The sequence below is a fragment of the Streptomyces sp. NPDC101225 genome (assembly GCF_044767585.1).
In the GTDB taxonomy this organism is placed as follows: domain Bacteria; phylum Actinomycetota; class Actinomycetes; order Streptomycetales; family Streptomycetaceae; genus Streptomyces.
Map to the genome: position 1 here is coordinate 142,486 of NZ_JBIWOE010000019.1, position 22,903 is coordinate 165,388.

The window sequence follows — 22,903 nt, forward strand, 5'->3', positions numbered from 1 at the left end:
GATGGGCGGTTCTCCGGATGGGCGCTCGACCAGCCGTGGCCGGCGAAGCAGCAGGATCTCCGGCCCCGCCCTTGTCGTGTGCGGGCCGGGTGCGCCGTGTCGGTCAGGCCGGGCCCTGCGTCGTGTTCCCCGGCACCCCCACCACCGTGAACCCGATCACCGACCCGCCGCCCTCCCGCTGGAAGGCGAAGGGTGCGCCGCCGTGGGCCGTGGCGACCTCGCGGACGATCGAGAGGCCGAGGCCGGAGCCGGGCAGGGAGCGGGCGTCGGCCGCGCGGTAGAAGCGGTCGAAGATGCGCATCAGGTCGCAGTCGGCGATCCCGGGCCCGCGGTCGAGGACCTCGACGCGGACCGTGCCCGGGCGGGCGGGCCCGAGGACGGCGATCTCGATGGGGCCCGTGCCGTCGCGGTCGAACTTGGCCGCGTTCTCGACGAGGTTGGAGATCGCGCGCTGCAGCATGCCGGGGCGGCCGTCGGCCGTCGTGTCGCCGCTCGCGCGGACCCGGATCTCGTGGCCGGTGCGGCGCCGGGCGAGCCCCGCGACGTCCTCGGCGATCTCGGCCAGGTCCACCCGCTGCGGAGGCTCGGTGTCGGACTGCCCGGCCGCGAGGTCCACCAGCTCGTTGACCAGGTCGGTCAGCTCGCGGGCCTCCTGGCCGAGGTCGGCGACCAGCTCCTCGCGGGCGGCCGGCGGCAGTTCGTCGATACGGCGCAGCAGCGAGATGTTCGTCCGCAGCGAGGTGAGCGGCGTGCGCAGTTCGTGGCCCGCGTCCTGGACCAGCCGGCGCTGGTCCTCCTCCGACTGCGCGAGCCGGCCCAGCATGCGGTCGAAGGCGCGGCCGAGGCGGCCGACCTCGTCGTAGCCCGTGACGGGCACGTCGATGCCGAGCCGGCGGGTGCGGGCGACGCCCTCCGCGGCCGAGGTCAGGATGACCAGCCGGCGGGTGATGCGCCGGGCCAGCCACCAGCCGAACAGGCCCGCGGCGACCACCACCGCGCCCATCAGGATCAGCGTGCGCTGCTGAAGCGCCCGCAGCAGGTCCTCGGTGTCGCTGAACTCCTGCGCGACCTGCACCGCGCCCCGCCCCTCGCCCAGCGAGACCGTCGCGATGCGGTAGATGTCGGCGGCGACGTAGACGTCCTTGTGCTCGACCACCTTCCCGGCGGTGCGGCCGGCCGCGATCGCGCGGTCGTCCGCGCCGACCGGCAGCCCGGGCCTGCCCCGGTCGACGACGTCGCCGGTCGGCCCGAGCACCTGCACGTCCGTCCGCGCGGGCCGCACCACGTCGTGGCCGGGCGCGGACGAGGAGAAGTCCTCGGGCGTCATCCGGTGCTGCCGCACCTCGTCGCGTACGTCCTGGACGACCTGGTCGAACACCGACTCCTGGTCGACGCGGACCAGCCGGGCGGCCGCGCCGTACGACAGCACGCCCACCAGCACCGTCACGGCCGCGGTGACGGCCGCGAACGACACCGCGAACGTGGTGCGCAGCGAGACCAGCCCGGGCCGCCGTCTGTCCAGCAGCCGCCTGAGCCGGCCCACTCAGTCCTCCCGCAGCACGTAACCCACACCGCGGACCGTGTGGATCAGCGCCGGCGCCCCCGGTTCGTCGAGCTTGCGGCGCAGATAGCCGACGTAGACGGCGAGGTTCTTGGAGCCGGGCCCGAAGTCGTAGCCCCAGATGCGGTCGTAGATGGTGGCGTGGTCGAGGACGATCCCGGCGTTGCGGACCAGCAGTTCCAGCAGTTCGAACTCCGTGCGGGTCAGCTCCAGCTCGCGCTCCCCGCGCCAGGCGCGCCGTGCCTGCACGTCCATGCGCAGCCCCGCCGCCTCGATCTGCCGGTCGGAGACCTGGGGCTGCTCCTTCGGCGCGTCCACCGGGGCGGCGTGGTCCGGGCTGGTGCGGCGCAGCAGGGCGCGCAGCCGCGCGAAGACCTCGTCGACGTCGAACGGCTTGACCACGTAGTCGTCGGCGCCCGCGTCCAGGCCCGCGATGCGGTCCGCCGTCTCGACGAGCGCGGTGAGCATCAGGATCGGTGTCCGGTCGCCCTCGGCGCGCAGCACCCGGCAGACCTGGAGCCCGTCGATGCCGGGCATCATCACGTCCAGCAGGAGCACGTCCGGCGGCGACTTGTGGGCCTGTGCCAGTGCCTCGACGCCGTCGGCGACCGCGGTGACCTGGTAGCCCTCCAGGCTCAGGGCCCGCTCCAGGGCATGACGGATGGCACGGTCGTCTTCGGCGAGCAGCACAGTCTGGGACACGTACCCAGTCTGCCTCGGCCCACCGCGGTTCCGCCGAGCACGCCTGCCTAAGATCAGCCTTTTTACCGGGCTCTCACCGTCACCGAGGCAACCCGGGCGGGACGCCTACCGTCTTCTCACCGAAGTGGCCGTCGGCCGCGGGCGACAGCGCCGCCAGTTGTTCGGCGAAGGGCACCACGGTGAAGCCGTCCTTCGCCGGCCCGCTCACCGGCCGGTCCGTCATCAGCGCCGCCAGCTCGCCCGCCGCCCGCTCGATCCGGTCGTCCAGGCCCTCGGCACCCCAGTCCTCCGAGGCGGCGTAGACGCCGGTGGGTACGACCACGGCGCGCAGATGGGAGAAGAGCGGGCGCAGCGCGTGGTCCAGCACCAGCGAGTGCCGGGCCGTGCCGCCGGTCGCGGCGATCAGCACCGGCTTGCCCGCCAGCGCGTCCTTGTCGAGCAGGTCGAAGAAGGACTTGAACAGGCCGCTGTACGAGGCCGAGAACACCGGGGTGACGACGATCAGCCCGTCGGCAGCGGTCACGGCGTCGAGGGCGGCGGACAGGTTCCGGCCCGGGAACCCGTTGGTGAAGTGGTGCGCGATCTCCACGGCGAGGTCGCGCACTTCGACGACCTGGAGCTCGGCCGGGGCCTGCCGGCCCAGCGCGGCCGCGAGCCGGTCGCCCAGCAGCCGGGTGGACGACGGGACGCTCAGTCCCGCCGAGACGACGACGAGCTTCATACGGCGGCCTCCTCCTGCGAGTCCTTCGAGTCCTGCGAGTCCTGCGAGTCCTTCGAGTCCTTCGAGTCGTTGGAGTCCTTGGGGTTCTGCGCGGCGGCCAGCAGGGACGCGTGGGTCGGCGCCTCGGGCACGCCGGCCGGGCGTCCGGCGGCGAACTCCCGGCGCAGCACCGGCACGACCTCCTCGCCCAGCAGGTCGAGCTGCTCCAGCACGGTCTTCAGCGGCAGCCCGGCGTGGTCCATCAGGAACAGCTGGCGCTGGTAGTCACCGGCGTACTCCCGGAAGGCCAGCGTCTTCTCGATCACCTGCTGCGGGGAGCCGACGGTCAGCGGGGTCTGCTCGGTGAAGTCCTCCAGCGAGGGCCCGTGGCCGTACACCGGCGCGTTGTCGAAGTACGGGCGGAACTCGCGCACCGCGTCCTGCGAGTTCTTCCGCATGAAGACCTGACCGCCGAGGCCCACGATCGCCTGCTCGGGCGTGCCGTGCCCGTAGTGCGCGTAGCGGGTCCGGTACAGCTCGACCATGCGCCGGGTGTGGTCGGCGGGCCAGAAGATGTTGTTGTGGAAGAAGCCGTCGCCGTAGTACGCGGCCTGCTCGGCGATCTCCGGCGAGCGGATGGAGCCGTGCCAGACGAACGGCGGGACCCCGTCCAGCGGCCGCGGCGTGGCCGTGAAGCCCTGCAGCGGCGTACGGAACTTGCCCTCCCAGTTCACCACGTCCTCGCGCCACAGCCGGTGCAGCAGCGCGTAGTTCTCGATCGCCAGGTTGAGGCCCTGGCGGATGTCCTTGCCGAACCAGGGGTAGACCGGGCCGGTGTTGCCGCGCCCCATCATCAGGTCCGTGCGCCCGTCGGCCAGGTGCTGGAGCATCGCGAAGTCCTCGGCGATCTTCACCGGGTCGTTCGTGGTGATGAGGGTCGTGGACGTGGAGAGGATCAGCCGGTCGGTCTGCGCCGCGATGTACCCGAGCATCGTGGTGGGCGAGGACGGCACGAACGGCGGGTTGTGGTGCTCACCGGTCGCGAAGACGTCGAGCCCGACCTCCTCGGCCTTCAGCGCGATCGCGACCATGGCCTTGATGCGCTCACGCTCGGTCGGCGTACGGCCCGTCGTGGGATCCGGGGTGACGTCCCCGACGCTGAAGATCCCGAACTGCATGGTCGCTCAACCTCCACTTTGTTGACGCTTCAACTATACCTGGGAACGGCGGCCACCCCCCCGCGTATTCCGCGGGCTGTCAGTGCCCCGTCCTAGGCTCGGCGCATGGCCGCCCCACGCCGTGACACCCGAGGCATCGTCGACGCCGCGGAGCTCTTCGCGCGCGTCCGTTTCCGCCGCCGCGAACCGGCACCGCCGCTGCGGCCGTACCTGGAGCACTACTGGCTGATCGACTGGGACCTCACGCAGCCGTACGCCTCCCACGTGGTCCCCCACCCCAGCGTGAACATCGTCTTCCAGCGCTACGCCGGCCAGGAGCAGTTCGCCGAGGTGGCCGGGATCGGGCTCGAACTGTTCACGCAGAAGCTGGAGGGGCGGGGCCGAGTCTGCGGGATCCAGTTCCGTCCGGGCGGCTTCCGGCCCTTCTTCCCCGACCGGCCGGTGTCGGAGTGGACGGGCCGCCGGGTCCGCCTCCCGGACGCCGACACCGAGGACGTCCTCGCTCCCGGCGCCGAGGACGCGCGCGTGGCCGCGCTGGACCGCTTCCTGCTCTCCCTGGGGCCCGGCCCCGACCCGCAGGCCGAGTTCGCCATGGCCCTGGCCGACCGTATCCGCACCGACCGCACGATCCGCCGTGTCGCCGACCTCGCCCGGTCCGAGGGGATGTCCGTACGGCTGCTCCAGCGCCTGTTCGCCGGGCATGTGGGGGTCGGCCCCAAGTGGGTCATCCTGCGCTACCGCATCCATGAGGCCCTGGAGCGCGCGGAGGGCGACCAGGCCGTGGACTGGGCCGCCCTCGCGGCCGACCTCGGCTATGCCGACCAGGCCCATCTGGTACGGGACTTCACGGCGACGGTCGGGGTGCCGCCGACGGCGTACGCGGCGCAGGGCGTGGGCTGAGCCCGCGTCAACCGGTTGACCGTGCGTGGTCCGTCACGGATATTTATCTGCGTGACGCAGATTCTTCGTAACGCAAGAGATACCCCACCGCTCCCCGCCCGCACCCGCTGGGCCGTCCTCGCCGTCGTCCTCGCCGCCGACGTCCTCGACCTCCTCGACGGCACGATCACCAACATCGCCGCGCCCACGATCACCCGTGACCTGGGCGGCGGTGCCGGCCTCGTGCAGTGGCTCGGTGCCGCCTACGCCCTGGCGCTCGGCGTGCTGCTGGTGCCCGGCGGACGGCTCGGCGACAAGTACGGGCGCCGGCGGCTGTTCCTGACCGGGCTCGCCGGGTTCGTCGCGGCCTCGCTCGCGTGCGGGCTCGCCCCGGCGCCCGCGTTCCTGGTCGCCGCCCGGCTGGTCCAGGGCGCCTTCGGTGCCCTGCTGGTTCCGCAGGGCTTCGGCATCCTCGGGGCCACCTGGCCCAGGGAGGAGATCGGCAAGGCGTTCAGCCTCTTCGGGCCGGTGATGGGGCTGTCGGCCGTCGGCGGGCCGATCCTCGCCGGCTTCCTCGTCGACGCCGACCTCGCCGGCCTGGGCTGGCGCCCCATGTTCCTGATCAACCTGCTCCTCGGCGGTGCCGCCCTGCTCGCCGCCGCACGGCTGCTCCCGCGCGACCCGGGCGACCCGTCCGTCCGCGTCGACGGGCCGGGCTCCGCCCTCCTCGGCGGCGCCATGCTCGGTCTGCTCGGCGGCCTCATCGACGGCTCGGCTGGCTGGACGGCCCGGCCGCTCGCGCTGCTCTCGCTGGGCCTCGCCCTGTTCGCCGCGTTCTGGCACCGCCAGCGCACCGCCGCGGAGCCCCTGATCCGCCCCACCCTGCTGCGCAACCGCGGCTTCACCTCGGGCCTGGTCCTCGGCGTCCTCACCTTCGCCGCGGTCGCCGGCCTCCTCTACGTCCTCTCGCTGCACTTCCAGCGGGGCCTCGGCCGCTCCCCCGCCGGCACGGCGCTCGGCCTGATCCCGCTCTCGGCGGGCATCGTCGTCGCGTCCGTCGCCTGCTACCGGCTGATCCACACCCACGGCCGCCGGCTGGTCGTCGCCGGGCTGCTGCTGATCCTCGCCGGCTGCGGGGGGCTGGCCCTGCTCGCCGACCGCGGCGGCCCGGTCCTGCTCCCGCCCCTGCTCCTGGTCGGCCTCGGCATGGGCACCTGCTTCGGCACCGTCTACGACATCACCATCGGCGACATCGCCGCCGAGGAGGCGGGCAGTGCGAGCGGCTCGCTCAACGCGGTGCAGCAACTCGCCAACGCGGGTGGCTCCGCCGGGGTGACCAGTGTGTACTTCCGGGCGGCCGAGGGCGGCGAGTCCCACGGCCTGCTGGTGAGCCTCGCCGTCGTCGCGGGCACGGTGCTCCTGTGCCTGCCGCTCGTACGCCTGCTGCCGGGGGGTGCGGCGGGGCATTCGACGGAGGCGGAGCAGGGGGGCGGGCATTCGGCGGAGGCGGAGCAGGCGGCCGGACACTCGGCGGAGGCGGAGTAGGCCGGAGGGCAGGTGCGGGTGCAGGTGCGGGTGCGGGTGCGTCGTGGTCGGGCGCGCGGTTCCCCGCACCCCCGGGCGGTGCTGCCGCTCAGGGGCGCGGGGAGGTGCGCGGTCCGCCTGGGGGCCTCGCCGGCGTCTTCAGGGCGTTCCGCCGAGCCGGGCCACCCTTGGGGAACCGCCCCGCAAGGGGCTTCGGAAGGTCGCTCAAGGGATCAGGACCAGGCGGCCCCTGACTCCGCCCTCCTCCAGGCGGGCGTGGGCCTTGGCCGCGGCATCCAGGGGGTAGGTGTCGGCCACCCGCAGGGTCAGGACGCCGTCGTCGACCAGGGACGCCAGCCCCGCGAGGCGGGCTCCGTCGGAGGTGACGGCGACCGCGGTGGTCCGGATGCCGCGTACCGGATCCGGCTGGCCGCCGGGGCGGACGCCCACGTAGACGCCGCCGTCCCGGACCCACTCCAGCGCCGCCGCACCGAGGTTCGCGGCGTCCAGCACGCCGTCGAAGGCACCCGCCTCGGCGGTCCCGGACGCGAAACGGGAGGCCCCCAGGGACCGTACGAGCTCCTCGTCGCCCTCCCTGGCGAGCGCGGTCACCGACAGGCCCCGGGCGACGGCGAGCTGGATCGCGAAGCCGCCGACCGCACCCGCCGCGCCCGTCACCAGCAGCGACTGCCCTTCCGCCAACGCCAGCAGGTCCAGGGCCTGTTCGGCGGTCAGGGCGTTCAGCGGCAAGGTCGCCGCGTGCACGGCGTCGACCGTGGCCGGCGCCTTCGCCACCGCGTCCGTGTCGACGACGACGTACTCGGCGTGCGTGCCCAGCGGCCGCACCATGCCGGGGTCCAGAGCCACCACCTCGTCGCCCACGCTCCAGGCCGTCGCCACACCCGTGGCGTCCACGGTCCCGGCGACGTCCCAGCCGAACCCGATCTGCTTGCCCGCACCCCCGAAGAACCCGCCGCGCACACCCGCGTCCACCGGATTCAGCGCGGCCGCCGCGACCCTGATCCGCACCTGACGCGCACCCGGCTCGGGCACCTCGGTCTCGACGATCTCCACGCTCTCGGGCCCGCCGAAGGTCTTCACCACTGCAGCACGCATGACTGCCTCCCGGAATTGAGATGATTCGTACCGTTTCCTCTGTGCTGCAACAACCCTAGGGAGAGGTACTATCCAGGAGGAAGTAGTTACCTGAAGGTGCCTACCGCACCCGGAGGAGACCCATGGCGACCATGAACGCGGCCCAGAAGCGCGAGCAGGCCCGCGTCGCGTACGACGCCTTCCTGCGCGCCTGCCCGACCAACCAGCTCCTCGACCGCCTGAGCGACAAGTGGGTCAGCCTGGTCGTCGCGGCGCTCGCCACCGGGCCCATGCGCTACAGCGACCTCAGCCGCAAGATCGCGGGCGTGAGCCCCAAGATGCTGACGCAGACACTGCGTTCGCTGGAGCGCGACGGCATCCTCACCCGCACGGTCACCCCGTCCGTACCGGTCCGCGTGGACTACGAGCTCACCGAACTCGGCGGCAGCCTCGCCCAGCTGATGACCGCCGTGAAGACCTGGGCCGAGACCCACTTCGACGAAGTGCACGCGGCACGCGAGCGTTACGACGCCGACAGCGACAAGGCGCGGGCCACGGCCTAGACCTCGCCCGCCCGCAACCGCGCGATCTGCTCCGCGCCGAACTCCACGGTGCGCCCCATGTGCCCGATCACCACGGCCAGTTCGGCGTCGTCCAGCTCGTCGAAGAGCGCCGACCACCCGCCGCTCAGCCGCTCCCACATCCGCCCGAACTCCGCGATCCGCTCCGGCACGGTCGCCACCAGCACCCGCCGCCGGTCCGTCGCGTCCCGCTGCCGTACGACGTAACCCGCCTTCTCCAGCCGGTCCACCAGCCGTGTCGCCGACCCGGTCGTCAGCCCCGTCATCGCCGCGATCCGGCCGGTCGTCACCGGCCCGCCCTCCAGCGTCAGCAGGTTCAGGCACTGCAGATCGGTGGGGTGCAGCCCGATGCGGTCGGCGACGGCCTGGTTGAACAGGGCGTACGAGGCCATGTAGCGGCGCGAGACCTCGGACAGCTCCTCGAGCAGCCGCTCCCGCGCGTTCCCGGCCATGCCTCGCTCCTCCTCGTCCACACCGCGCACGCCCGCAGCCCGCGCGTCCGTACCGTGCGGAGATCGTACGGCTCCCGCCGATCCCTAGAAGTGGTACGCGTCGCCGGTGTCGAGGACCAGCACCCGCTGCCGGTCGTTCGGGCGGTTGCGGTCCACGGCGCCCGCGCTCCACACCGTGTCCGTCTCCAGCACCACCTCGGACGGCGCGCCCCGCAGCCGCACCCGCAGCGCGATCGGCCGGCCCACGTCGTCCGCGGCCAGCGCCCCCACCCGGCACAGCACGGCCCGCGCCTGCGACCGCACACACCCCTCGGGCAGCGACTGCCGGTCCACGAGCGGCGCCGACCAGCGCAGCCGCACCGTCGCGTCCGGCACGGCGGACGGCCCGTGGTTGCGCGGCACGAGCCGCAGGTCCACCCGGCCTCCGGCCATCGAGACGACGCCGTGGTACGCCAGATCGGCCTCGGGAGCGCCGCCGCCTGCGGCAGCGGGCACCACCCCCGCGGCCACCGCCGCGAACGCCGCCACCGACACCGGGAGAACCCTGCGCATGCCACCACTCCTCACTCCGCCGCGGGCGTACGGACGTATCCCACCGGATGTATCCCACGCGGAGCGCGCGGCAGGCGCCGTCCATCAGGTGACAGCGCGCATGGCAGGCTGCCGTCATGCTCGTCGCCCGCTCCGCAGCCCTGTTCGCCGTCGCCGCGCTCTTCGAGATCGGCGGCGCCTGGCTGATCTGGCAGGGCGTGCGCGAACACCGCGGCTGGCTGTGGGCGGCCGGGGGCGTCCTGGCCCTCGGCGCCTACGGCTTCGTCGCCACCCTTCAGCCCGACGCCCACTTCGGCCGCATCCTCGCCGCGTACGGCGGGATCTTCGTGGCCGGGTCGATCCTGTGGGGCGTGGTCGCGGACGGCTACCGCCCGGACCGCTGGGACATCACCGGCGCGCTCGTCTGCCTGGCCGGAATGGCCGTGATCATGTGGGCGCCGAGGAACGGCGGCTGAACCTCACTTACGCTGAACGGAGCCGACCGCACACCGCAGACCAGGAGCACCGCATGGCAACCGCACCGTCCGCCGCCTCCCGCATCGCGATCGTGACCGGTGCGAGCAGCGGCATCGGCGCCGCCACGGCCCGGCAGCTCGCCGCGGCCGGCTACCGCGTCGTCCTCACCGCCCGCCGCAAGGACCGCATCGAGGCCGTCGCGGAGGAGATCAACGCGGCGGGCCACTCGGCCGCGGCGTACCAGCTCGACGTCACCGACCGTGCGGCGGTCGACGCATTCGCGAGCGCGTTCAAGACGGTCGGCGTCCTGGTCAACAACGCGGGCGGCGCGCTCGGCGCCGACCCGGTGGCGACCGGCGACCCGGCCCACTGGCGCTCGATGTACGAGACGAACGTCATCGGCACGCTGAACCTCACCCAGGCGCTGCTGCCCAAGCTCGTGGCGAGCGGCGACGGCACGGTGGTCGTCGTCTCCTCCACCGCCGGGCACGGCACGTACGAGGGCGGCGCGGGCTACGTCGCCGCCAAGCACGGCGAGCACGTCCTCGCCGAGACCCTCCGCCTGGAGATCGTCGGCCAGCCGGTGCGCGTCATCGAGATCGCGCCCGGCATGGTCAAGACGGACGAGTTCGCCCTGACCCGCTTCGGCGGCGACGAGCAGCGGGCCTCGAAGGTCTACGAGGGCGTGCCCGACCCCCTGACGGCCGACGACGTGGCGCAGACGATCGCCTGGACGGTCACCCGCCCCAGCCACGTCAACGTCGACCTCCTCGTCCTGCGCCCCCGCGCCCAGGCGTCCAACACCAAGGTCCACCGCGCGCCATGACACCCGACGCCACGGAACGCCGCCGCCTCGCCCTGGAGAAGAAGCGCGAACGATACGTCTGGTACTACCTCGCGTACTTCCTCTTCGGCATCCACATCGTGGCCTTCGTCATGATCTACGCGGTCCTGCACGCCAAGTAGCACCGCGTCGGATCAGCCCTTCACGCACACGACCTGCTTCAGCTTCGCCACGACCTGGACCAGGTCCCGCTGCTGGTCCATGACCTGGTCGATCGGCTTGTACGCGCCCGGGATCTCGTCGACGACGCCGGAGTCCTTGCGGCACTCCACGCCCCGCGTCTGCTCCTCCAGGTCCTTGGTCGAGAAGCGCCGCTTCGCCGCGTTGCGGCTCATGCGCCGACCCGCGCCGTGCGAGGCCGAGTTGAAGGCCTTCTCGTTGCCGAGACCCTTCACGATGTAGGTGGCGGTGCCCATCGAGCCCGGAATGATTCCGTACTCACCGGAGCCCGCACGAATCGCCCCCTTACGGGTGACCAGCAGGTCCATGCCCTCGTAGCGCTCCTCCGCCACATAGTTGTGGTGGCAGGAGATCTCCGCCTCGAAGGTCGGCCTCGCCTTCTTGAACTCCTTGCGGATCACGTCCTTCACGAGCGCCATCATCAGCGTGCGGTTGTACTTCGCGTACTCCTGGGCCCAGAACAGGTCGTTGCGGTACGCCGCCATCTGCGGGGTGTCCGCGACGAACACCGCGAGGTCGCGGTCGACCAGGCCCTGGTTGTGCGGAAGCTTCTGCGCGACGCCGATGTGATGCTCGGCCAGCTCCTTGCCGATGTTCCTCGACCCGGAGTGGAGCACGATCCACACCGAACCGGACGCATCCACGCATATTTCACAGAAGTGATTCCCCGATCCCAGGGTCCCCATCTGCTTCGCCGCCCGCTCGGCACGGAACTTCACCGCTTCGGCGACCCCGTCGAACCGCCCCCAGAAGTCGTCCCACCCCGCGGTCGGGAGCGCGTGGAAGCGGCCCGGCTCGACCGGGTCGTCATGCATCCCCCGCCCCACCGGAATCGCCTGCTCCACCTTCGACCGCAGCCGGGACAGATCGCCCGGCAGGTCGTTCGCCGTCAGGGACGTGCGGACCGCCGACATGCCGCAGCCGATGTCGACGCCCACCGCCGCCGGGCAGACCGCGCCCCGCATGGCGATGACGGAGCCGACCGTCGCGCCCTTGCCGTAGTGGACGTCCGGCATGACGGCGAGGCCCTCGATCCAGGGCAGGGTCGCGACGTTGCGGAGCTGCTGGAGGGCCACTTCCTCGACCGACGCCGGGTCGGTCCACAGGCGGATCGGGACCTTCGCGCCCGGCATTTCCACGTACGACATATCGTCCTCATTCCCCCGGAAACACAACAGAAGCAAGAAAGCGCAAAACCGGCGCCAAGGTCGTTGAAACAGGTCGACGGACCGGCGTCCACGGCAGTGCGTGCGATACACATTGTCTCCAGGGGACGCCCCCGCCCGGCAAGCGAATAACCAGCAGGGACACTGGAGCCACGGCCCCAGCCCCACCGTCGAGAGGAGCCAGCCCGTGCAGCGGAAGGCCTACGTATCCGGCGTCGCCGCTCTCCTCGCGGCGTTGCTGGCCGGCTGCACCGGTGGCTCGAGCGGCGGTGGTTCGACCGACGACTCCAACCCGGGCGACGCCGGCACCGCGACCGCCGCGGCCCAGCCCGGCAAGTACCGCACGCTCCCGGAGCCGTGCGGCGCCCCCGGCCACAGCACCCTCGACGCACTGCTGCCCGGCATCAAGGAGATCACCGACGAGCAGCAGCGCGAGAAGGCGTACGAGGGCGAGGCCACGCTCACGTACGACACCGACCGCAAGGTGGGCTGCCGCTGGAAGGTCCCGTCGTCGGACGCGACCGACCATCTCCTCGTCGACTTCGAGCGCGTCGTCTCCTACGACAACTCCGTGAGCGACGACGCCCAGGCGCAGGAGTTGTTCGCGCAGAAGCAGACGGCGGCCGACCTGCCCGAGCCCGGCTCCTCCGGCAGCGCGGAGGGCGGCTCGGGTGCACATCCCGCGCCCGGCGCCACCGGACCGGGCGCCTCGCCCGCCGCGTCCGGCGCGGCCTCCGCCCCGGCCTCCGGCTCCGCCTCCCCCTCCGTCGCACCGTCCGATCTGCAGCCCCGCGTCCTGAGCGACCTCGGCGACGAGGCGTACCTGGACGACGCGCTCAGCGGCTCCGCGTCGACGGCTCAGCAGCGCACGGTGACTGTGGCGTTCCGCACGTCCAACGTCATTGTGACCATCCAGTACGAGGAGCAGCCGGCCGTCGCCGGCGTGGCCCCGGACAGCAAGGAAATGCAGGACAGGGCCCGGAAACTGGCGAGTCAGCTGGCCGACACCCTGGGCGGCTGACCCCCTTTCGGCCGTACCGGCCGCCCGCCCGCAAAGCCCGTGAAGCAGAAGCACACAGTTTCCTCACCGCGTACCGTGGCCCCTCGGACCCGAACCGCCGACCGCAGGACCACAGCGTCATGAGTGAAGGAACCATGCAGCGAGCAGCGAAGCGAGACCAGCGGAACCAGCGAGACCGTCGGCCGAGGCGCGCGGGGCGTGTCGCCGTCTGCGCGCTCGCGCTGCCCGTGATGGTGTTCGCGGCGGCCTGCTCGTCCGACTCCGGCTCCGGTGACGGGGGGAGCAAGGACGCGGGCGACGGCACGTCCTCGTCGCAGTCGGGCGCGAGCGCGTCGCCGACGGTGCAGGCGGCGGCGTACCGGAAGTTGCCGGGCTCGTGCGCGGTGCTGTCGAAGAAGACGCTGACCTCCCTGGTGCCGAAGGGTGCCAAGTCCGGCAAGGAAGGCGCGTCGGACGACACCGCGACCCGGGCGAGCTGCTCCTGGAGCAGCCTGGACAACAACGGCGTGAAGGGCTCGCAGTTCCGCTGGCTCAACGTCTCGCTGCTGCGCTTCGATTCGGACGCCCAGCGCGGTGCGGGCGACCGGCTGGCGCACGCGTACTACGCGAAGCAGGTCAAGGACGCCATGGGGGTCGAGGGCGCGAAGAACGCCAAGACGCAGCCGGTCGCCGGGACGGGCGACGAGGCGACGCTGGTGCGCTACGACCTGAAGAAGAAGGAAGGCGCCTTCAAGCAGCAGACGGTCGTCACGCGCGTCGAGAACGTCGTCGTCACGGTCGACTACAACGGCGCCGGTCTGGCCGGTGAGAAGACCCCGGACGCCGACTCCCTGTCGAAGGCCGCGGAGCAGGCGGCCAAGGAGGCCGTCGCCTCGGTCGCGTCGGCGAACGGCGGCGGCGGCTCGGGGGCAGGCTCCGGCTCGGGTTCTTCGAAGCCCTCGCCGTCCGCGTCGGCCTCGAAGAAGGCGTCCCCGTCCCCGTCGAAGGCCGCGAAGTCGTCTTCGCCCTCTCCGTCCTCTTCAGCGTCCAAGAAGAGCTGACTGTCACATCTGGACGCCAAGTCGCAGCTCAGCACCGCTTTTTGACGGAGTCCGGCCCCCGGTGGGGACCGGGCTTCCGCCGTCCCGGCACCGCGTTCGCCGGACACTTGTGCCACTCTGTTGCGCGCAACAGCACGCAAGGGGAGGGGAGTACGAGTGGCCGCGCCACTGCAGCTGACTCGGATGCACCGGATTCTCATCGGCGTGGTCGTGACCGGCGCCGTGATCATCGCCGGCATCGGCTTCGCCGGTTCGTACGCGGCGGTGCGCGAGTTGGCCCTCAAGAAGGGCTTCGGGAACTTCTCCTACGTCTTCCCGATCGGCATCGACGCGGGTATCTGCGTCCTGCTGGCCCTCGACCTCCTGCTCACCTGGATCCGGATCCCGTTCCCGCTGCTGCGTCAGACGGCCTGGCTGCTGACCGCGGCGACGATCGCCTTCAACGGCGCCGCCGCCTGGCCGGACCCGCTGGGCGTGGGCATGCACGCGGTGATCCCGATCCTCTTCGTGGTCTCCGTCGAGGCGGCCCGGCACGCGATCGGCCGCATCGCCGACATCACCGCCGACAAGCACATGGAGGGCGTGCGCCTCACCCGCTGGCTGCTCTCGCCGGTGCCGACGTTCCTGCTGTGGCGGCGCATGAAGCTGTGGGAGCTGCGCTCCTACGAGCAGGTGATCAAGCTGGAGCAGGAGCGGCTGGTCTACCAGGCCCGGCTGCGCTCCCGCTTCGGCCGCGCCTGGCGCCGCAAGGCCCCGGTGGAGTCCCTGATGCCGCTGCGGCTGGCCCGCTACGGCGTCCCGCTGGCGGAGACGGCCCCCTCGGGCCTGGCGGCCGCGGGGATCGAGCCCGCGGTCCTGCCGCCGGCCCCCCAGGTCACGGCCCCCGCCGTGGAGAGCCGCGCCGCCGTGGCGCCGCCCCCTCCGGAGCAGTACCTGCCCGCGCCGGAAGAGAGCCCGTGGTTCAACGTGCCGCAGCAGGCCGAGTATCACGGCGACTACGACCCGAACTACGACCCCGAGCAGTACGCCCAGTGGTTCGCGGAGCAGCAGGCGGCCGAGCAGTATCCCGAACCGGAGCCCCTGTACGAGGAGCCCTCCCCGGAGGAGACCGGCAGCTTCCAGATCCCGGTCAGTCCGGGCCGCACGCGTGAGCTGGGCGAGGGCGGCGGCGAGCCGGAGCCGACGGAGGAGGACTACTACCTGGTCTTCAAGAAGTCGATAGACGGCAGCTACCCGACGCCCCGGGAGTTCAGCGAGAACTTCGAGGCGGAGTTCAGCTACGCGCTCCCTCCGGAGGAGGCCAAGCGCATGGTCAATCGCTTCACCAACCGCTACAACGCGGAGCTGGAGGAGGACCACATCGCGTGAGAGGGACCCTCGGGCGAGGGCCCCTCTCACGCGGTGCACAGCACTACGCGCCGAGCAGGCGCCGCACCCGCTCCTGCCCCACCGCCAGCAGCAGGGTGGGCAGGCGCGGTCCCGTGTCCCGCCCGACCAGCAGGTGGTACAGCAGCGCGAAGAACGTCCGCTGGGCGGTCTTGATCTCCGGCGGCAGTTCCTTGGGCGTGGCGTCCGCGGGGAACCCGGCCTGGACCTTGGGCACGCCGTAGACGTGGTGGGTCAGCCCGTCGAGCGACCAGTGTTCGGCGAGCCCGTCGAGCAGCAGCCGCAGGGACTCCTGGGACGGCTCGTCGAGGGACTTCAGCAGATCGGCGTCGGGCTCGTCGCGCACGATGGTGCGCTGGTCGGCCGGCACCTGTGTGTTGATCCAGGCCTCGGCCCTGTCGTAGCGGGGCCGCACCTCGTCGAGCGTGCCGAGCGGGTTGGCCGGGTCCAGTTCGCTGAGGATGCGCAGCGCCTGGTCCTCGTGCCCGGCGGTGATGTCGGCGACCGAGGCCAGCGTCCGGTACGGCATCGGGCGCGGGGTCGACGGCAGCTCGCCGGCGGCCGTGCCGACCGCCCGGGCGTGCGCGGCCACGTCCGCGGGGAGCGCGGACCCGTCGGCGACCTTGGCGCCCAGCTTGTCCCACTCGTCGTAGAGGCGCTGGATCTCCTGGTCGAAGGCGATCTTGAAGGACTGGTTGGGCCGGCGGCGGGCGTACAGCCAGCGCAGGAGCTGGGGCTCCATGATCTTCAGCGCGTCGGCGGCTGTGGGCACTCCGCCGCGCGAGGAGGACATCTTCGCCATGCCGGAGATGCCGACGAAGGCGTACATCGGCCCGATCGGCTGCTTGCCGCCGAAGATGCCGACGATCTGCCCGCCCACCTGGAAGGAGGAGCCCGGGGAGGAGTGGTCGACGCCGCTGGGCTCGAAGACGACGCCCTCGTAGGCCCACCGCATCGGCCAGTCGACCTTCCAGACCAGCTTGCCGCGGTTGAACTCGCTCAGCCGGACGGTCTCGGAGAAGCCGCACGCCGTGCAGGCGTACGTCAGCTCGGTCGTGGCGTCGTCGTAGGAGGTGACCGTGGTCAGGTCCTTCTCGCAGTTGCCGCAGTACGGCTTGTACGGGAAGTACCCGGCCGAGCCGGAGCCGTCGTCCTCGGCGGCGGCGCCGGAGCCCTCCGCGGCCTCCAGCTCGGCCTCGTCGACGGGCTTCTGCTGCTGCTTCCTGGCGGGGGCCTTCTTCGTCCGGTACTGGGCGAGCACGGCGTCGATGTCCCGCCGGTGCTTCATGGCGTGCAGGATCTGCTCGCGGTAGACGCCCGAGGTGTACTGCGCGGTCTGGCTGATCCCGTCGAACTCCACGCCGAGTTCGGCCAGCGAGGCGACCATGGCGGCCTTGAAGTGCTCGGCCCAGTTCGGGTACGGCGAGCCCTTGGGCGCCGGGACCGAGGTCAGCGGCTTGCCGATGTGCTCGGCCCACGTCTCGTCGACCCCGGCGACCCCGGCCGGCACCTTGCGGTAGCGGTCGTAGTCGTCCCAGGAGATGAGGTGGCGCACCTGGCGCCCGCGGCGCCGCACCTCGTCGGCGACGAGGTGCGGGGTCATGACCTCGCGCAGGTTGCCGAGGTGGATCGGCCCGGAGGGGGACAGCCCGGACGCGACGACGACCGGTTTGCCCGGTGCCCGGCGCTCCGACTCCTCGATGACCTCATCCGCGAAACGGGAGACCCAGTCGGTGGTCTCGGTGCTCTGAGCCACGATCGGCACGTCCTTCTTTCTGAACGGGGTGAGGCTCCATTCTCACAGACGGCCCTGCGACGGAGAAAACCGCTTTACCCCCCGTGGGATACTTGCTGGGTCTATCCATCCCCACGAGGAGAACGGCTCCCCTTCCTATGGCCTCGGTCACGTCCCTCAGCGACTCCGTCCAGCAGCAGCTCGCGTCCGCCCTCTCGGCCACCCTGCCGGAGGCCGCCGGTGCGGACCCGCTGCTGCGACGCAGCGACCGGGCCGACTTCCAGGCGAACGGCATCCTCGCCCTCGCCAAGAAGGCCAAGGCCAACCCCCGGGAGCTGGCGGCGCAGGTCGTCGGCAATCTCGTCACCGGTGACGTGATCGAGGAGGTCGAGGTCTCCGGCCCCGGCTTCCTGAACGTCACGCTCTCGGACCGGGCGATCACGAAGAACCTCGCGGCGCGTTACGCCGACGACACCGGCCGCCTCGGTGTGCCGCTGCGCCAGGACGCCGGGGTCACGGTCGTCGACTACGCCCAGCCGAACGTGGCGAAGGAGATGCACGTCGGCCATCTGCGCTCGGCGGTCATCGGCGACGCCCTGCGCGGCATGCTCGACTTCACCGGTGAGAAGACGATCGGCCGGCACCACATCGGCGACTGGGGCACCCAGTTCGGCATGCTCATCCAGTACCTGTTCGAGCACCCCGGCGAGCTGGCCCCGGCGGCCGACGTCGACGGCGAGCAGGCGATGAGCAACCTGAACCGGGTCTACAAGGCGTCGCGTGCGGTCTTCGACGCGGACGAGGAGTTCAAGGAGCGGGCCCGCAAGCGGGTCGTCGCCCTGCAGTCCGGCGACAAGGAGACGCTCGAGCTGTGGCAGCAGTTCGTGGACGAGTCGAAGGTCTACTTCAACTCGGTCTTCGAGAAGCTCGACATGCGGATCCGCGACGAGGAGATCGTCGGCGAGTCCGCGTACAACGACATGATGGCTCAGACCGCGCGGCTGCTGGAGGAGTCGGGTGTCGCCGTCCGCTCCGAGGGCGCGCTGGTCGTCTTCTTCGACGAGATCCGCGGCAAGGACGACCAGCCGGTGCCGCTGATCGTGCAGAAGGCGGACGGCGGCTTCGGCTACGCGGCGTCCGACCTGTCCGCGATCCGCAACCGTGTCTTCGACCTGCAGGCCACGACGCTGCTCTACGTGGTGGACGTGCGCCAGTCCCTGCACTTCAAGATGGTCTTCGAGACGGCCCGGCGGGCCGGCTGGCTGAACGAGGGCGTCACCGCGCACAACATGGGCTACGGCACGGTGCTGGGCGCGGACGGCAAGCCGTTCAAGACGCGTGAGGGCGAGACGGTCCGGCTGGAGGACCTGCTGGACGAGGCGGTCGAGCGGGCCACGGCGGTCGTGCGGGAGAAGGCCGGGAAGGTGGGCCTGAGCGAGGAGGAGATCGCCGAGAACGGCCGGTACGTCGGCATCGGCGCCGTGAAGTACGCGGACCTGTCGACCTCGCCGAACCGTGACTACAAGTTCGACCTGGACCAGATGGTGTCGTTGAACGGCGACACGAGCGTGTACCTGCAGTACGCCTACGCCCGTATCCGGTCCATCTTCGGCAAGGCGGGCGACCGCACCCCGCTCGCCCACCCGGAGCTCGAACTCGCCCCGGCCGAGCGGGCGCTGGCCCTGCACCTGGACGCGTTCGGCGAGACGGTCTTCGAGTCGGCGGCGGAGTACGCACCGCACAAGGTGGCCGCGTACCTCTACCAGCTGGCGTCCCTGTACACGACGTTCTACGACCAGTGCCCGGTGGTGAAGCCGGCTCCCGCCCAGGACGTCGCGGAGAACCGCCTCTTCCTGTGCGACGTGACGGCGCGGACGCTGCACCGGGGCATGGCCCTGCTGGGCATCCGGACGCCCGAGCGCCTCTGAGCGCCCGACCGCACGCGCGCGGCCCGTCCTCTCCCCGCGCGGGGAGGGCGGGCCGCGGCCGTCGGCGCCGGCCGCGGCAGTGCCTCAGTTCCGTCGCGCGGTCACGGCCAGCGTCGCGTACGGCATGGTGATGCTGCCGCCCCGCGCGTCGATGGCGGCCCCGGCGGCGTCCAGGATCTCGCCGAGCCCGTCGGCCGGGAGGCGGGTGAAGGCGCCCTGGGTGGGCATGACGTCCAGCCAGGCGTCGCGGGTGTAGGTGAACTCCCAGTCGTAGCGCCACTGTTCGGGCTCGCCGAAGCCGCCGGCCGCCCGGATCACGTCGGCCGCCCCGTCCAGGAACGTCCGGTAGCCGTCCACCATCGACCTCGTCAGGACCGCGCGGAAGTCGAACGGCGCGTCGGGCATGACGCGTGCGCAGGCGTCGGCGACGGCCTCGGCCAGGTCGGCCGGGATGTCGGCGACGTTCCAGAAGGGGGCCAGCAGGCCGCCGGGGCGCAGGACCCGGGCCGCCTTGGCCACGCCCGCGACGGGATCGACCCAGTGCCAGGCCGTCCCGGCAACGACGGCGTCGAACCGCCGCTCCCCCGGCTCCCATTGCTCGAACGTCGCCACGTCCACGTCGACGTCCCGGTCCGGGCCCCGGGCCAACTCGGCCATACGCGCGTCGGGTTCGACCCCGAGCACCCGGCACCCGGCGGCCCGGAACTGCCGGGCGGCGATCCCGGTGCCGCAGCCGACGTCGAGGACGTCCGGACCGGGCAGGGCAGCGGCGATCCGCCGCACGAGGGCGTCGGGATAGCGGGGCCGGGCCCGGTCGTAGCGCTCGGCGTCGCCGCCGAAGGACTCGGCGATGTCCCGGTGCTCATGGGGCCGGTTCGGGGTGGACGCAGGAGTGGGCATGCGCCCACTATGAGTGGGCGGGCGCCCACTGGTCAAGGGACGCTCGCCCGCCCGCCGACGGGAGAGAATGACCCGCATGCCGACCGGTACGGCCCTCCACGACCCTCGCCGGCAGCTCTTCGAAGCCGCCGAGCGCATCCTCCTGCGCGCCGGCCCCAACGCGCTGACCAGCAGGGCGGTGACGGCGGAGGCCGGCGTCGCGAAGGGGGTCCTGCACCGCTACTTCCCGGACTTCGACGCGTTCCTGGCGGAGCTGGTGCGCGACCGCATCCGCGCACTCGACGCGCTGGGCACGGCCCTGAACGGGTCCGCCGGCACCGGCACGGTCACCGGCAACCTCACCGGCGCCCTGGTCGACCTCTTCGACCCGGTCGCCACGTCGGTCGTCGGCCTCGTCATCGCCCGCGACGAGCTCCGCGCCCGCCTGCGCGCGACCGGCTCGACCGGCATCCCCCTGATGACGGAGGCCGCAGCGGTCCTCGCGGCCTATCTCAGGTCGGAACGCGACCTCGGCCGGATCGCCCCGGACGCGGACGCGGACGTCCTCGCCCCGACCCTGCTCGGCGCGGCCCACCTGCTGTTCGCCGACCGGGAGGCGGGGGCGCCGGACACGGAGACGGTGCGCAGGACGGTGGCGGCGGTGACGGCGGGGGCCGCGCCGTCGTGACCCCGCCCCACGAGGCGGGCGGCCGGCGTGGCCGACCGCCCGGAGATCGACCGGTTGTGCCTACTGCGCACGTGCGAGTATGCGATGCTGCGGGCGCGGTCCCTCGCGTCCGGGGACTCCAGAAACCCGCCGGTGCGTCTGCCAGGAGAGCCATGAGCACCGCACCGCACCACGGCACGAGGTGACATGGCCACGCTTCCCAACCCGCTGCCGCGACTCGCGGAGCTCGGGCTGCGCCTCCCGCCCGGCACGCTCATGGACACGCTGCTGTGGCTGGCGGACGGCCGCACCGCCCCCGGCGAGTGGGCCGCGCTGCGGCAGCGGGCGCCCCGGGTGGGGCTGCTTCCCGTCGTCATCGATGCCGGCTCGGGTCACGGTGGGCCGGAGCGCTGGGAGTTGGCGCCCTGCGAGATGTCGTACCCGGGGGACCACGACGCGGAGGAGGTGCTGGAGGAGTTCTGGGACACCTACGGCGACACGGACTGGCCCGGCCTGGCCGAGGCGCCGCAGGGCTCCGGCGCGGAGCCCGAGACCGTCGCCGCCGACCTCGTGGAGTCCCTTCTCGACGGCACCGGCGGACCGCTGAGGGAGCCCCGCCTCGCGCTCGTCCCGGCCCGCCGCAGCGCCGACATCCCCACCGCCATCGGCTGGACGGGCCCGGTCAACCACGAGAACGACACCGCGCGCCTGTCCGCGGTCCTCCGCTCCTGGGAGGACCGCTTCGGGACACGCGTGGTGGCGCTCGGCTACGACACCCTGCTGGTGTCCGTCGCCGCGCCGCCCACCACCCTGGCCGAGGCGCAGGTCCTGGCCGCCGAGCACTACGCGTTCTGCCCGGACAACCTCGACCAGGGCGCCGACCCGACGCTCACCGCGTACGCCGAACGCCGGCTCCTCGGCCGGCCCGCCTGGCACTTCTGGTGGGACTGAGGCACGGACACCGCTTCGTGGCGGCTCGCGTCAGGGGTGTGATCGCGGCCCTCCCCGACCGGGCCGTTCAGGCCTTGTCGCCGACTCCCGCGTAGACGTTGATGTCGGCGTCCGTGACGTCGTTGATGTCGGCGTACCGCACCTTCTCGATGTCGTCGAGCCCCGCCAGGTACGACGACTCGGGCTGGTCCGGGACGGGTGCGGCGTTGTCCGCGCGCCAGTGGTGGACCGGCACGACACCTGGGTCGACCACCTCCAGAGAGCTCTCCGAGAAGAAGCGCTCGACCTCGGCCCGGGTGCGCAGCACGAAGGTGAACCCCCGCTCGGTGTACGTCCGCTGGACCGCGCGGATGTTCTCGGCGTTGAGGTCCTCGGTGAGATGGCTGAGCACCAGCCGGCTGCCGGCCGGCAGCGCCTCGACCAGCTCGCGCACGATCGGGTACGCCTCCTCGTCCTCGACGAAGTGCAGGATCGCCACGAGGCAGAGCGCGATCGGCTGGTCGAAGTCGAGTGTCTTCGCGGCCTGTTCGAGGATCTGCGCCGGGCTCGTGAAGTCGGCGTCGATGTAGTCGGTGCGTCCCTCGGGGCCGCTGGTGAGCAGCGCCCGCGCGTGGGCCAGCACGACGGGGTCGTTGTCGACGTAGACCACCCGTGCGTCGGGGATGGTCCGCTGGGCGATCTGGTGGACGTTCTCCGCGGTGGGCAGGCCGGTGCCGACGTCGAGGAACTGGCGTATGCCGTCCTCCTGGACGAGCGTGTTCACCGCCCGGCGCAGGAAGTCGCGGTTGTGCCGTACGTCGAGGTAGCCGCGCGGGTTGGCGGCGAGCGCGGCGGCGGCCGCCGCCCGGTCGACCGGGTAGTTGTCCTTGCCCCCGAGGAAGACGTCGTAGACGCGGGCCGGGTGCGCCTTGGTGGTGTCGATCCTCCTTCTCAGCTCGGCGGGGTCCTGGCTGAGGGCGTCACCGGACATGGGCGTCTCCCTGGAGAGTCGGCGGGTCATTCAACAGGCAACGAGCAGTCGCCAACAACCTAACTCCCGGCGGTACTTGATGGTGCCCGTCCCGTGATCCCGCCGCACGGCGTCCCGGACCGGCGTCCCGGGACACGGCGTCCGTGCAGGTCAGCCGCGATCCGGCGAGCCAGGCGTCCCGAATGGTCCGAGGACGGTGGCGGGCCGGGCGGATCACCGAGCAGGCTGATGCCCCGACCCCGCGTTCGCCACCGAGAGGGCCGAGCCATGTCCGCACGCCCCACCCGCACCCGGGCCCGCGTGCTCCTCGCCGCGACGGCCGCACTCGCCGCGCTCGTGCTGACGGCGTGCCGGGACGGCGAGGGTTTGCGCGACGAGGGACCCTCGTCCCTCACCACACCGGCCGCGCGCTCGGCCCCCGCCCCGGCACCGTCTCCCCCGGCTCCCTGAGCCGGC

General features: G+C 72.2%; 24 protein-coding genes. 13 read left to right on the forward strand and 11 right to left on the reverse strand.

Annotation, left to right across the window (positions count from 1 at the left end; all coding sequences use genetic code 11):
• Window positions 1-103 precede the first annotated feature (103 nt).
• The 4 genes from ACIRPX_RS25635 to ACIRPX_RS25650 all read right to left on the reverse strand — a co-directional run bounded on the left by ACIRPX_RS25635 (window position 104) and on the right by ACIRPX_RS25650 (window position 4,141).
• Window positions 104-1,543, reverse strand: coding sequence for an ATP-binding protein (locus tag ACIRPX_RS25635; RefSeq protein WP_404198903.1), 1,440 nt, complete (start codon window positions 1,541-1,543; stop codon window positions 104-106).
• On the reverse strand, window positions 1,544-2,251 hold the full coding sequence (locus tag ACIRPX_RS25640; RefSeq protein WP_404199017.1) for a response regulator transcription factor: 708 nt from the start codon (window positions 2,249-2,251) through the stop codon (window positions 1,544-1,546). It abuts the gene before it with no gap.
• A 91-nt stretch (window positions 2,252-2,342) separates the two neighbouring features.
• Window positions 2,343-2,984, reverse strand: coding sequence for an FMN reductase (locus ACIRPX_RS25645; protein WP_404198905.1), 642 nt, complete (start codon window positions 2,982-2,984; stop codon window positions 2,343-2,345).
• Entirely contained in the window at window positions 2,981-4,141 is a 1,161-nt protein-coding gene (locus ACIRPX_RS25650; protein WP_404198908.1) for an LLM class flavin-dependent oxidoreductase, read from the reverse strand. The genes ACIRPX_RS25645 and ACIRPX_RS25650 overlap by 4 nt, the downstream gene beginning before the upstream one ends.
• A gap of 105 nt (window positions 4,142-4,246) precedes the next feature.
• On the opposite strand from ACIRPX_RS25650, the gene ACIRPX_RS25655 reads away from it, so the two are divergent.
• The gene (locus tag ACIRPX_RS25655; protein WP_404198911.1) at window positions 4,247-5,041 is read left to right on the forward strand and encodes a DUF6597 domain-containing transcriptional factor; all 795 of its coding nucleotides are present in this window, start codon (window positions 4,247-4,249) and stop codon (window positions 5,039-5,041) included.
• A gap of 51 nt (window positions 5,042-5,092) precedes the next feature.
• The gene (locus tag ACIRPX_RS25660; protein ID WP_404198914.1) at window positions 5,093-6,565 is read left to right on the forward strand and encodes an MFS transporter; all 1,473 of its coding nucleotides are present in this window, start codon (window positions 5,093-5,095) and stop codon (window positions 6,563-6,565) included.
• Window positions 6,566-6,769: 204 nt separating this feature from the next.
• Here the strand turns inward: ACIRPX_RS25660 and ACIRPX_RS25665 are convergent, their stop codons facing one another.
• On the reverse strand, window positions 6,770-7,660 hold the full coding sequence (locus ACIRPX_RS25665; RefSeq protein WP_404198917.1) for an NADP-dependent oxidoreductase: 891 nt from the start codon (window positions 7,658-7,660) through the stop codon (window positions 6,770-6,772).
• A 122-nt stretch (window positions 7,661-7,782) separates the two neighbouring features.
• Here ACIRPX_RS25665 and ACIRPX_RS25670 point away from each other — a divergent pair, with 122 nt between their 5' ends.
• Complete coding sequence (locus ACIRPX_RS25670) at window positions 7,783-8,202, forward strand: winged helix-turn-helix transcriptional regulator (protein ID WP_404198920.1); 420 nt, start codon at window positions 7,783-7,785, stop codon at window positions 8,200-8,202.
• Here ACIRPX_RS25670 and ACIRPX_RS25675 read toward each other — a convergent pair.
• The gene (locus tag ACIRPX_RS25675) at window positions 8,199-8,672 is read right to left on the reverse strand and encodes a MarR family winged helix-turn-helix transcriptional regulator (protein WP_404198922.1); all 474 of its coding nucleotides are present in this window, start codon (window positions 8,670-8,672) and stop codon (window positions 8,199-8,201) included. The two genes, ACIRPX_RS25670 and ACIRPX_RS25675, sit on opposite strands and share 4 nt — an antisense overlap.
• 84 nt (window positions 8,673-8,756) lie before the next feature.
• A complete protein-coding gene (locus tag ACIRPX_RS25680; protein WP_404198925.1) occupies window positions 8,757-9,224 on the reverse strand; it encodes a hypothetical protein in 468 nt (155 codons plus the stop codon).
• A 116-nt stretch (window positions 9,225-9,340) separates the two neighbouring features.
• On the opposite strand from ACIRPX_RS25680, the gene ACIRPX_RS25685 reads away from it, so the two are divergent.
• From ACIRPX_RS25685 to ACIRPX_RS25695, 3 genes are read left to right on the forward strand one after another with little or no spacing between them, the layout of a single operon-like run.
• Window positions 9,341-9,679 (forward strand): YnfA family protein, encoded by a 339-nt coding sequence (locus ACIRPX_RS25685; protein WP_404198928.1) that lies wholly within the window; start codon window positions 9,341-9,343, stop codon window positions 9,677-9,679.
• Window positions 9,680-9,732: 53 nt separating this feature from the next.
• Entirely contained in the window at window positions 9,733-10,506 is a 774-nt protein-coding gene (locus tag ACIRPX_RS25690; RefSeq protein WP_404198931.1) for an SDR family NAD(P)-dependent oxidoreductase, read from the forward strand.
• Window positions 10,503-10,646, forward strand: coding sequence for a hypothetical protein (locus ACIRPX_RS25695; protein ID WP_404198934.1), 144 nt, complete (start codon window positions 10,503-10,505; stop codon window positions 10,644-10,646). Before ACIRPX_RS25690 ends, ACIRPX_RS25695 begins: the two co-directional genes overlap by 4 nt.
• Before the next feature lie 12 nt (window positions 10,647-10,658).
• Here the strand turns inward: ACIRPX_RS25695 and ACIRPX_RS25700 are convergent, their stop codons facing one another.
• Window positions 10,659-11,852 carry an RtcB family protein gene (locus tag ACIRPX_RS25700; protein ID WP_404198937.1) on the reverse strand — a complete coding sequence of 398 codons (1,194 nt, stop codon included), beginning with the start codon at window positions 11,850-11,852 and terminating at the stop codon, window positions 10,659-10,661.
• Between the two features lie 205 nt (window positions 11,853-12,057).
• On the opposite strand from ACIRPX_RS25700, the gene ACIRPX_RS25705 reads away from it, so the two are divergent.
• The 3 genes from ACIRPX_RS25705 (at window position 12,058) to ACIRPX_RS25715 (ending at window position 15,299) form a co-directional block, all read left to right on the forward strand.
• A complete protein-coding gene (locus tag ACIRPX_RS25705) occupies window positions 12,058-12,891 on the forward strand; it encodes a DUF3558 domain-containing protein (protein WP_404198940.1) in 834 nt (277 codons plus the stop codon).
• A gap of 134 nt (window positions 12,892-13,025) precedes the next feature.
• A complete protein-coding gene (locus tag ACIRPX_RS25710; RefSeq protein ID WP_404198942.1) occupies window positions 13,026-13,931 on the forward strand; it encodes a DUF3558 domain-containing protein in 906 nt (301 codons plus the stop codon).
• 156 nt (window positions 13,932-14,087) lie between these two features.
• A complete protein-coding gene (locus tag ACIRPX_RS25715) occupies window positions 14,088-15,299 on the forward strand; it encodes a DUF2637 domain-containing protein (protein ID WP_404198944.1) in 1,212 nt (403 codons plus the stop codon).
• Window positions 15,300-15,342: 43 nt separating this feature from the next.
• Here ACIRPX_RS25715 and lysS read toward each other — a convergent pair whose 3' ends face one another.
• The gene (lysS, locus tag ACIRPX_RS25720; protein WP_404198946.1) at window positions 15,343-17,082 is read right to left on the reverse strand and encodes a lysine--tRNA ligase; all 1,740 of its coding nucleotides are present in this window, start codon (window positions 17,080-17,082) and stop codon (window positions 15,343-15,345) included.
• Window positions 17,083-17,210: 128 nt separating this feature from the next.
• On the opposite strand from lysS, the gene argS reads away from it, so the two are divergent.
• Window positions 17,211-18,980, forward strand: a complete 1,770-nt coding sequence (argS, locus tag ACIRPX_RS25725) for an arginine--tRNA ligase (RefSeq protein ID WP_404198949.1) — start codon at window positions 17,211-17,213, stop codon at window positions 18,978-18,980.
• A gap of 84 nt (window positions 18,981-19,064) precedes the next feature.
• Here the strand turns inward: argS and ACIRPX_RS25730 are convergent, their stop codons facing one another.
• Window positions 19,065-19,880, reverse strand: coding sequence for a class I SAM-dependent methyltransferase (locus ACIRPX_RS25730; protein WP_404198951.1), 816 nt, complete (start codon window positions 19,878-19,880; stop codon window positions 19,065-19,067).
• Between the two features lie 76 nt (window positions 19,881-19,956).
• Between ACIRPX_RS25730 and ACIRPX_RS25735 the strand changes: the two genes are divergently transcribed.
• Window positions 19,957-20,547: a TetR/AcrR family transcriptional regulator gene (locus tag ACIRPX_RS25735; protein WP_404198954.1), complete on the forward strand. Its 591-nt coding sequence runs from the start codon at window positions 19,957-19,959 to the stop codon at window positions 20,545-20,547.
• Between the two features lie 186 nt (window positions 20,548-20,733).
• On the forward strand, window positions 20,734-21,477 hold the full coding sequence (locus ACIRPX_RS25740; RefSeq protein WP_404198957.1) for a DUF4253 domain-containing protein: 744 nt from the start codon (window positions 20,734-20,736) through the stop codon (window positions 21,475-21,477).
• A gap of 67 nt (window positions 21,478-21,544) precedes the next feature.
• On the opposite strand, the gene ACIRPX_RS25745 is transcribed toward ACIRPX_RS25740, so the two are convergent.
• Complete coding sequence (locus tag ACIRPX_RS25745; protein ID WP_404198960.1) at window positions 21,545-22,447, reverse strand: SAM-dependent methyltransferase; 903 nt, start codon at window positions 22,445-22,447, stop codon at window positions 21,545-21,547.
• Between the two features lie 267 nt (window positions 22,448-22,714).
• On the opposite strand from ACIRPX_RS25745, the gene ACIRPX_RS25750 reads away from it, so the two are divergent.
• A complete protein-coding gene (locus ACIRPX_RS25750) occupies window positions 22,715-22,897 on the forward strand; it encodes a hypothetical protein (protein ID WP_404198962.1) in 183 nt (60 codons plus the stop codon).
• Window positions 22,898-22,903 lie beyond the last annotated feature (6 nt).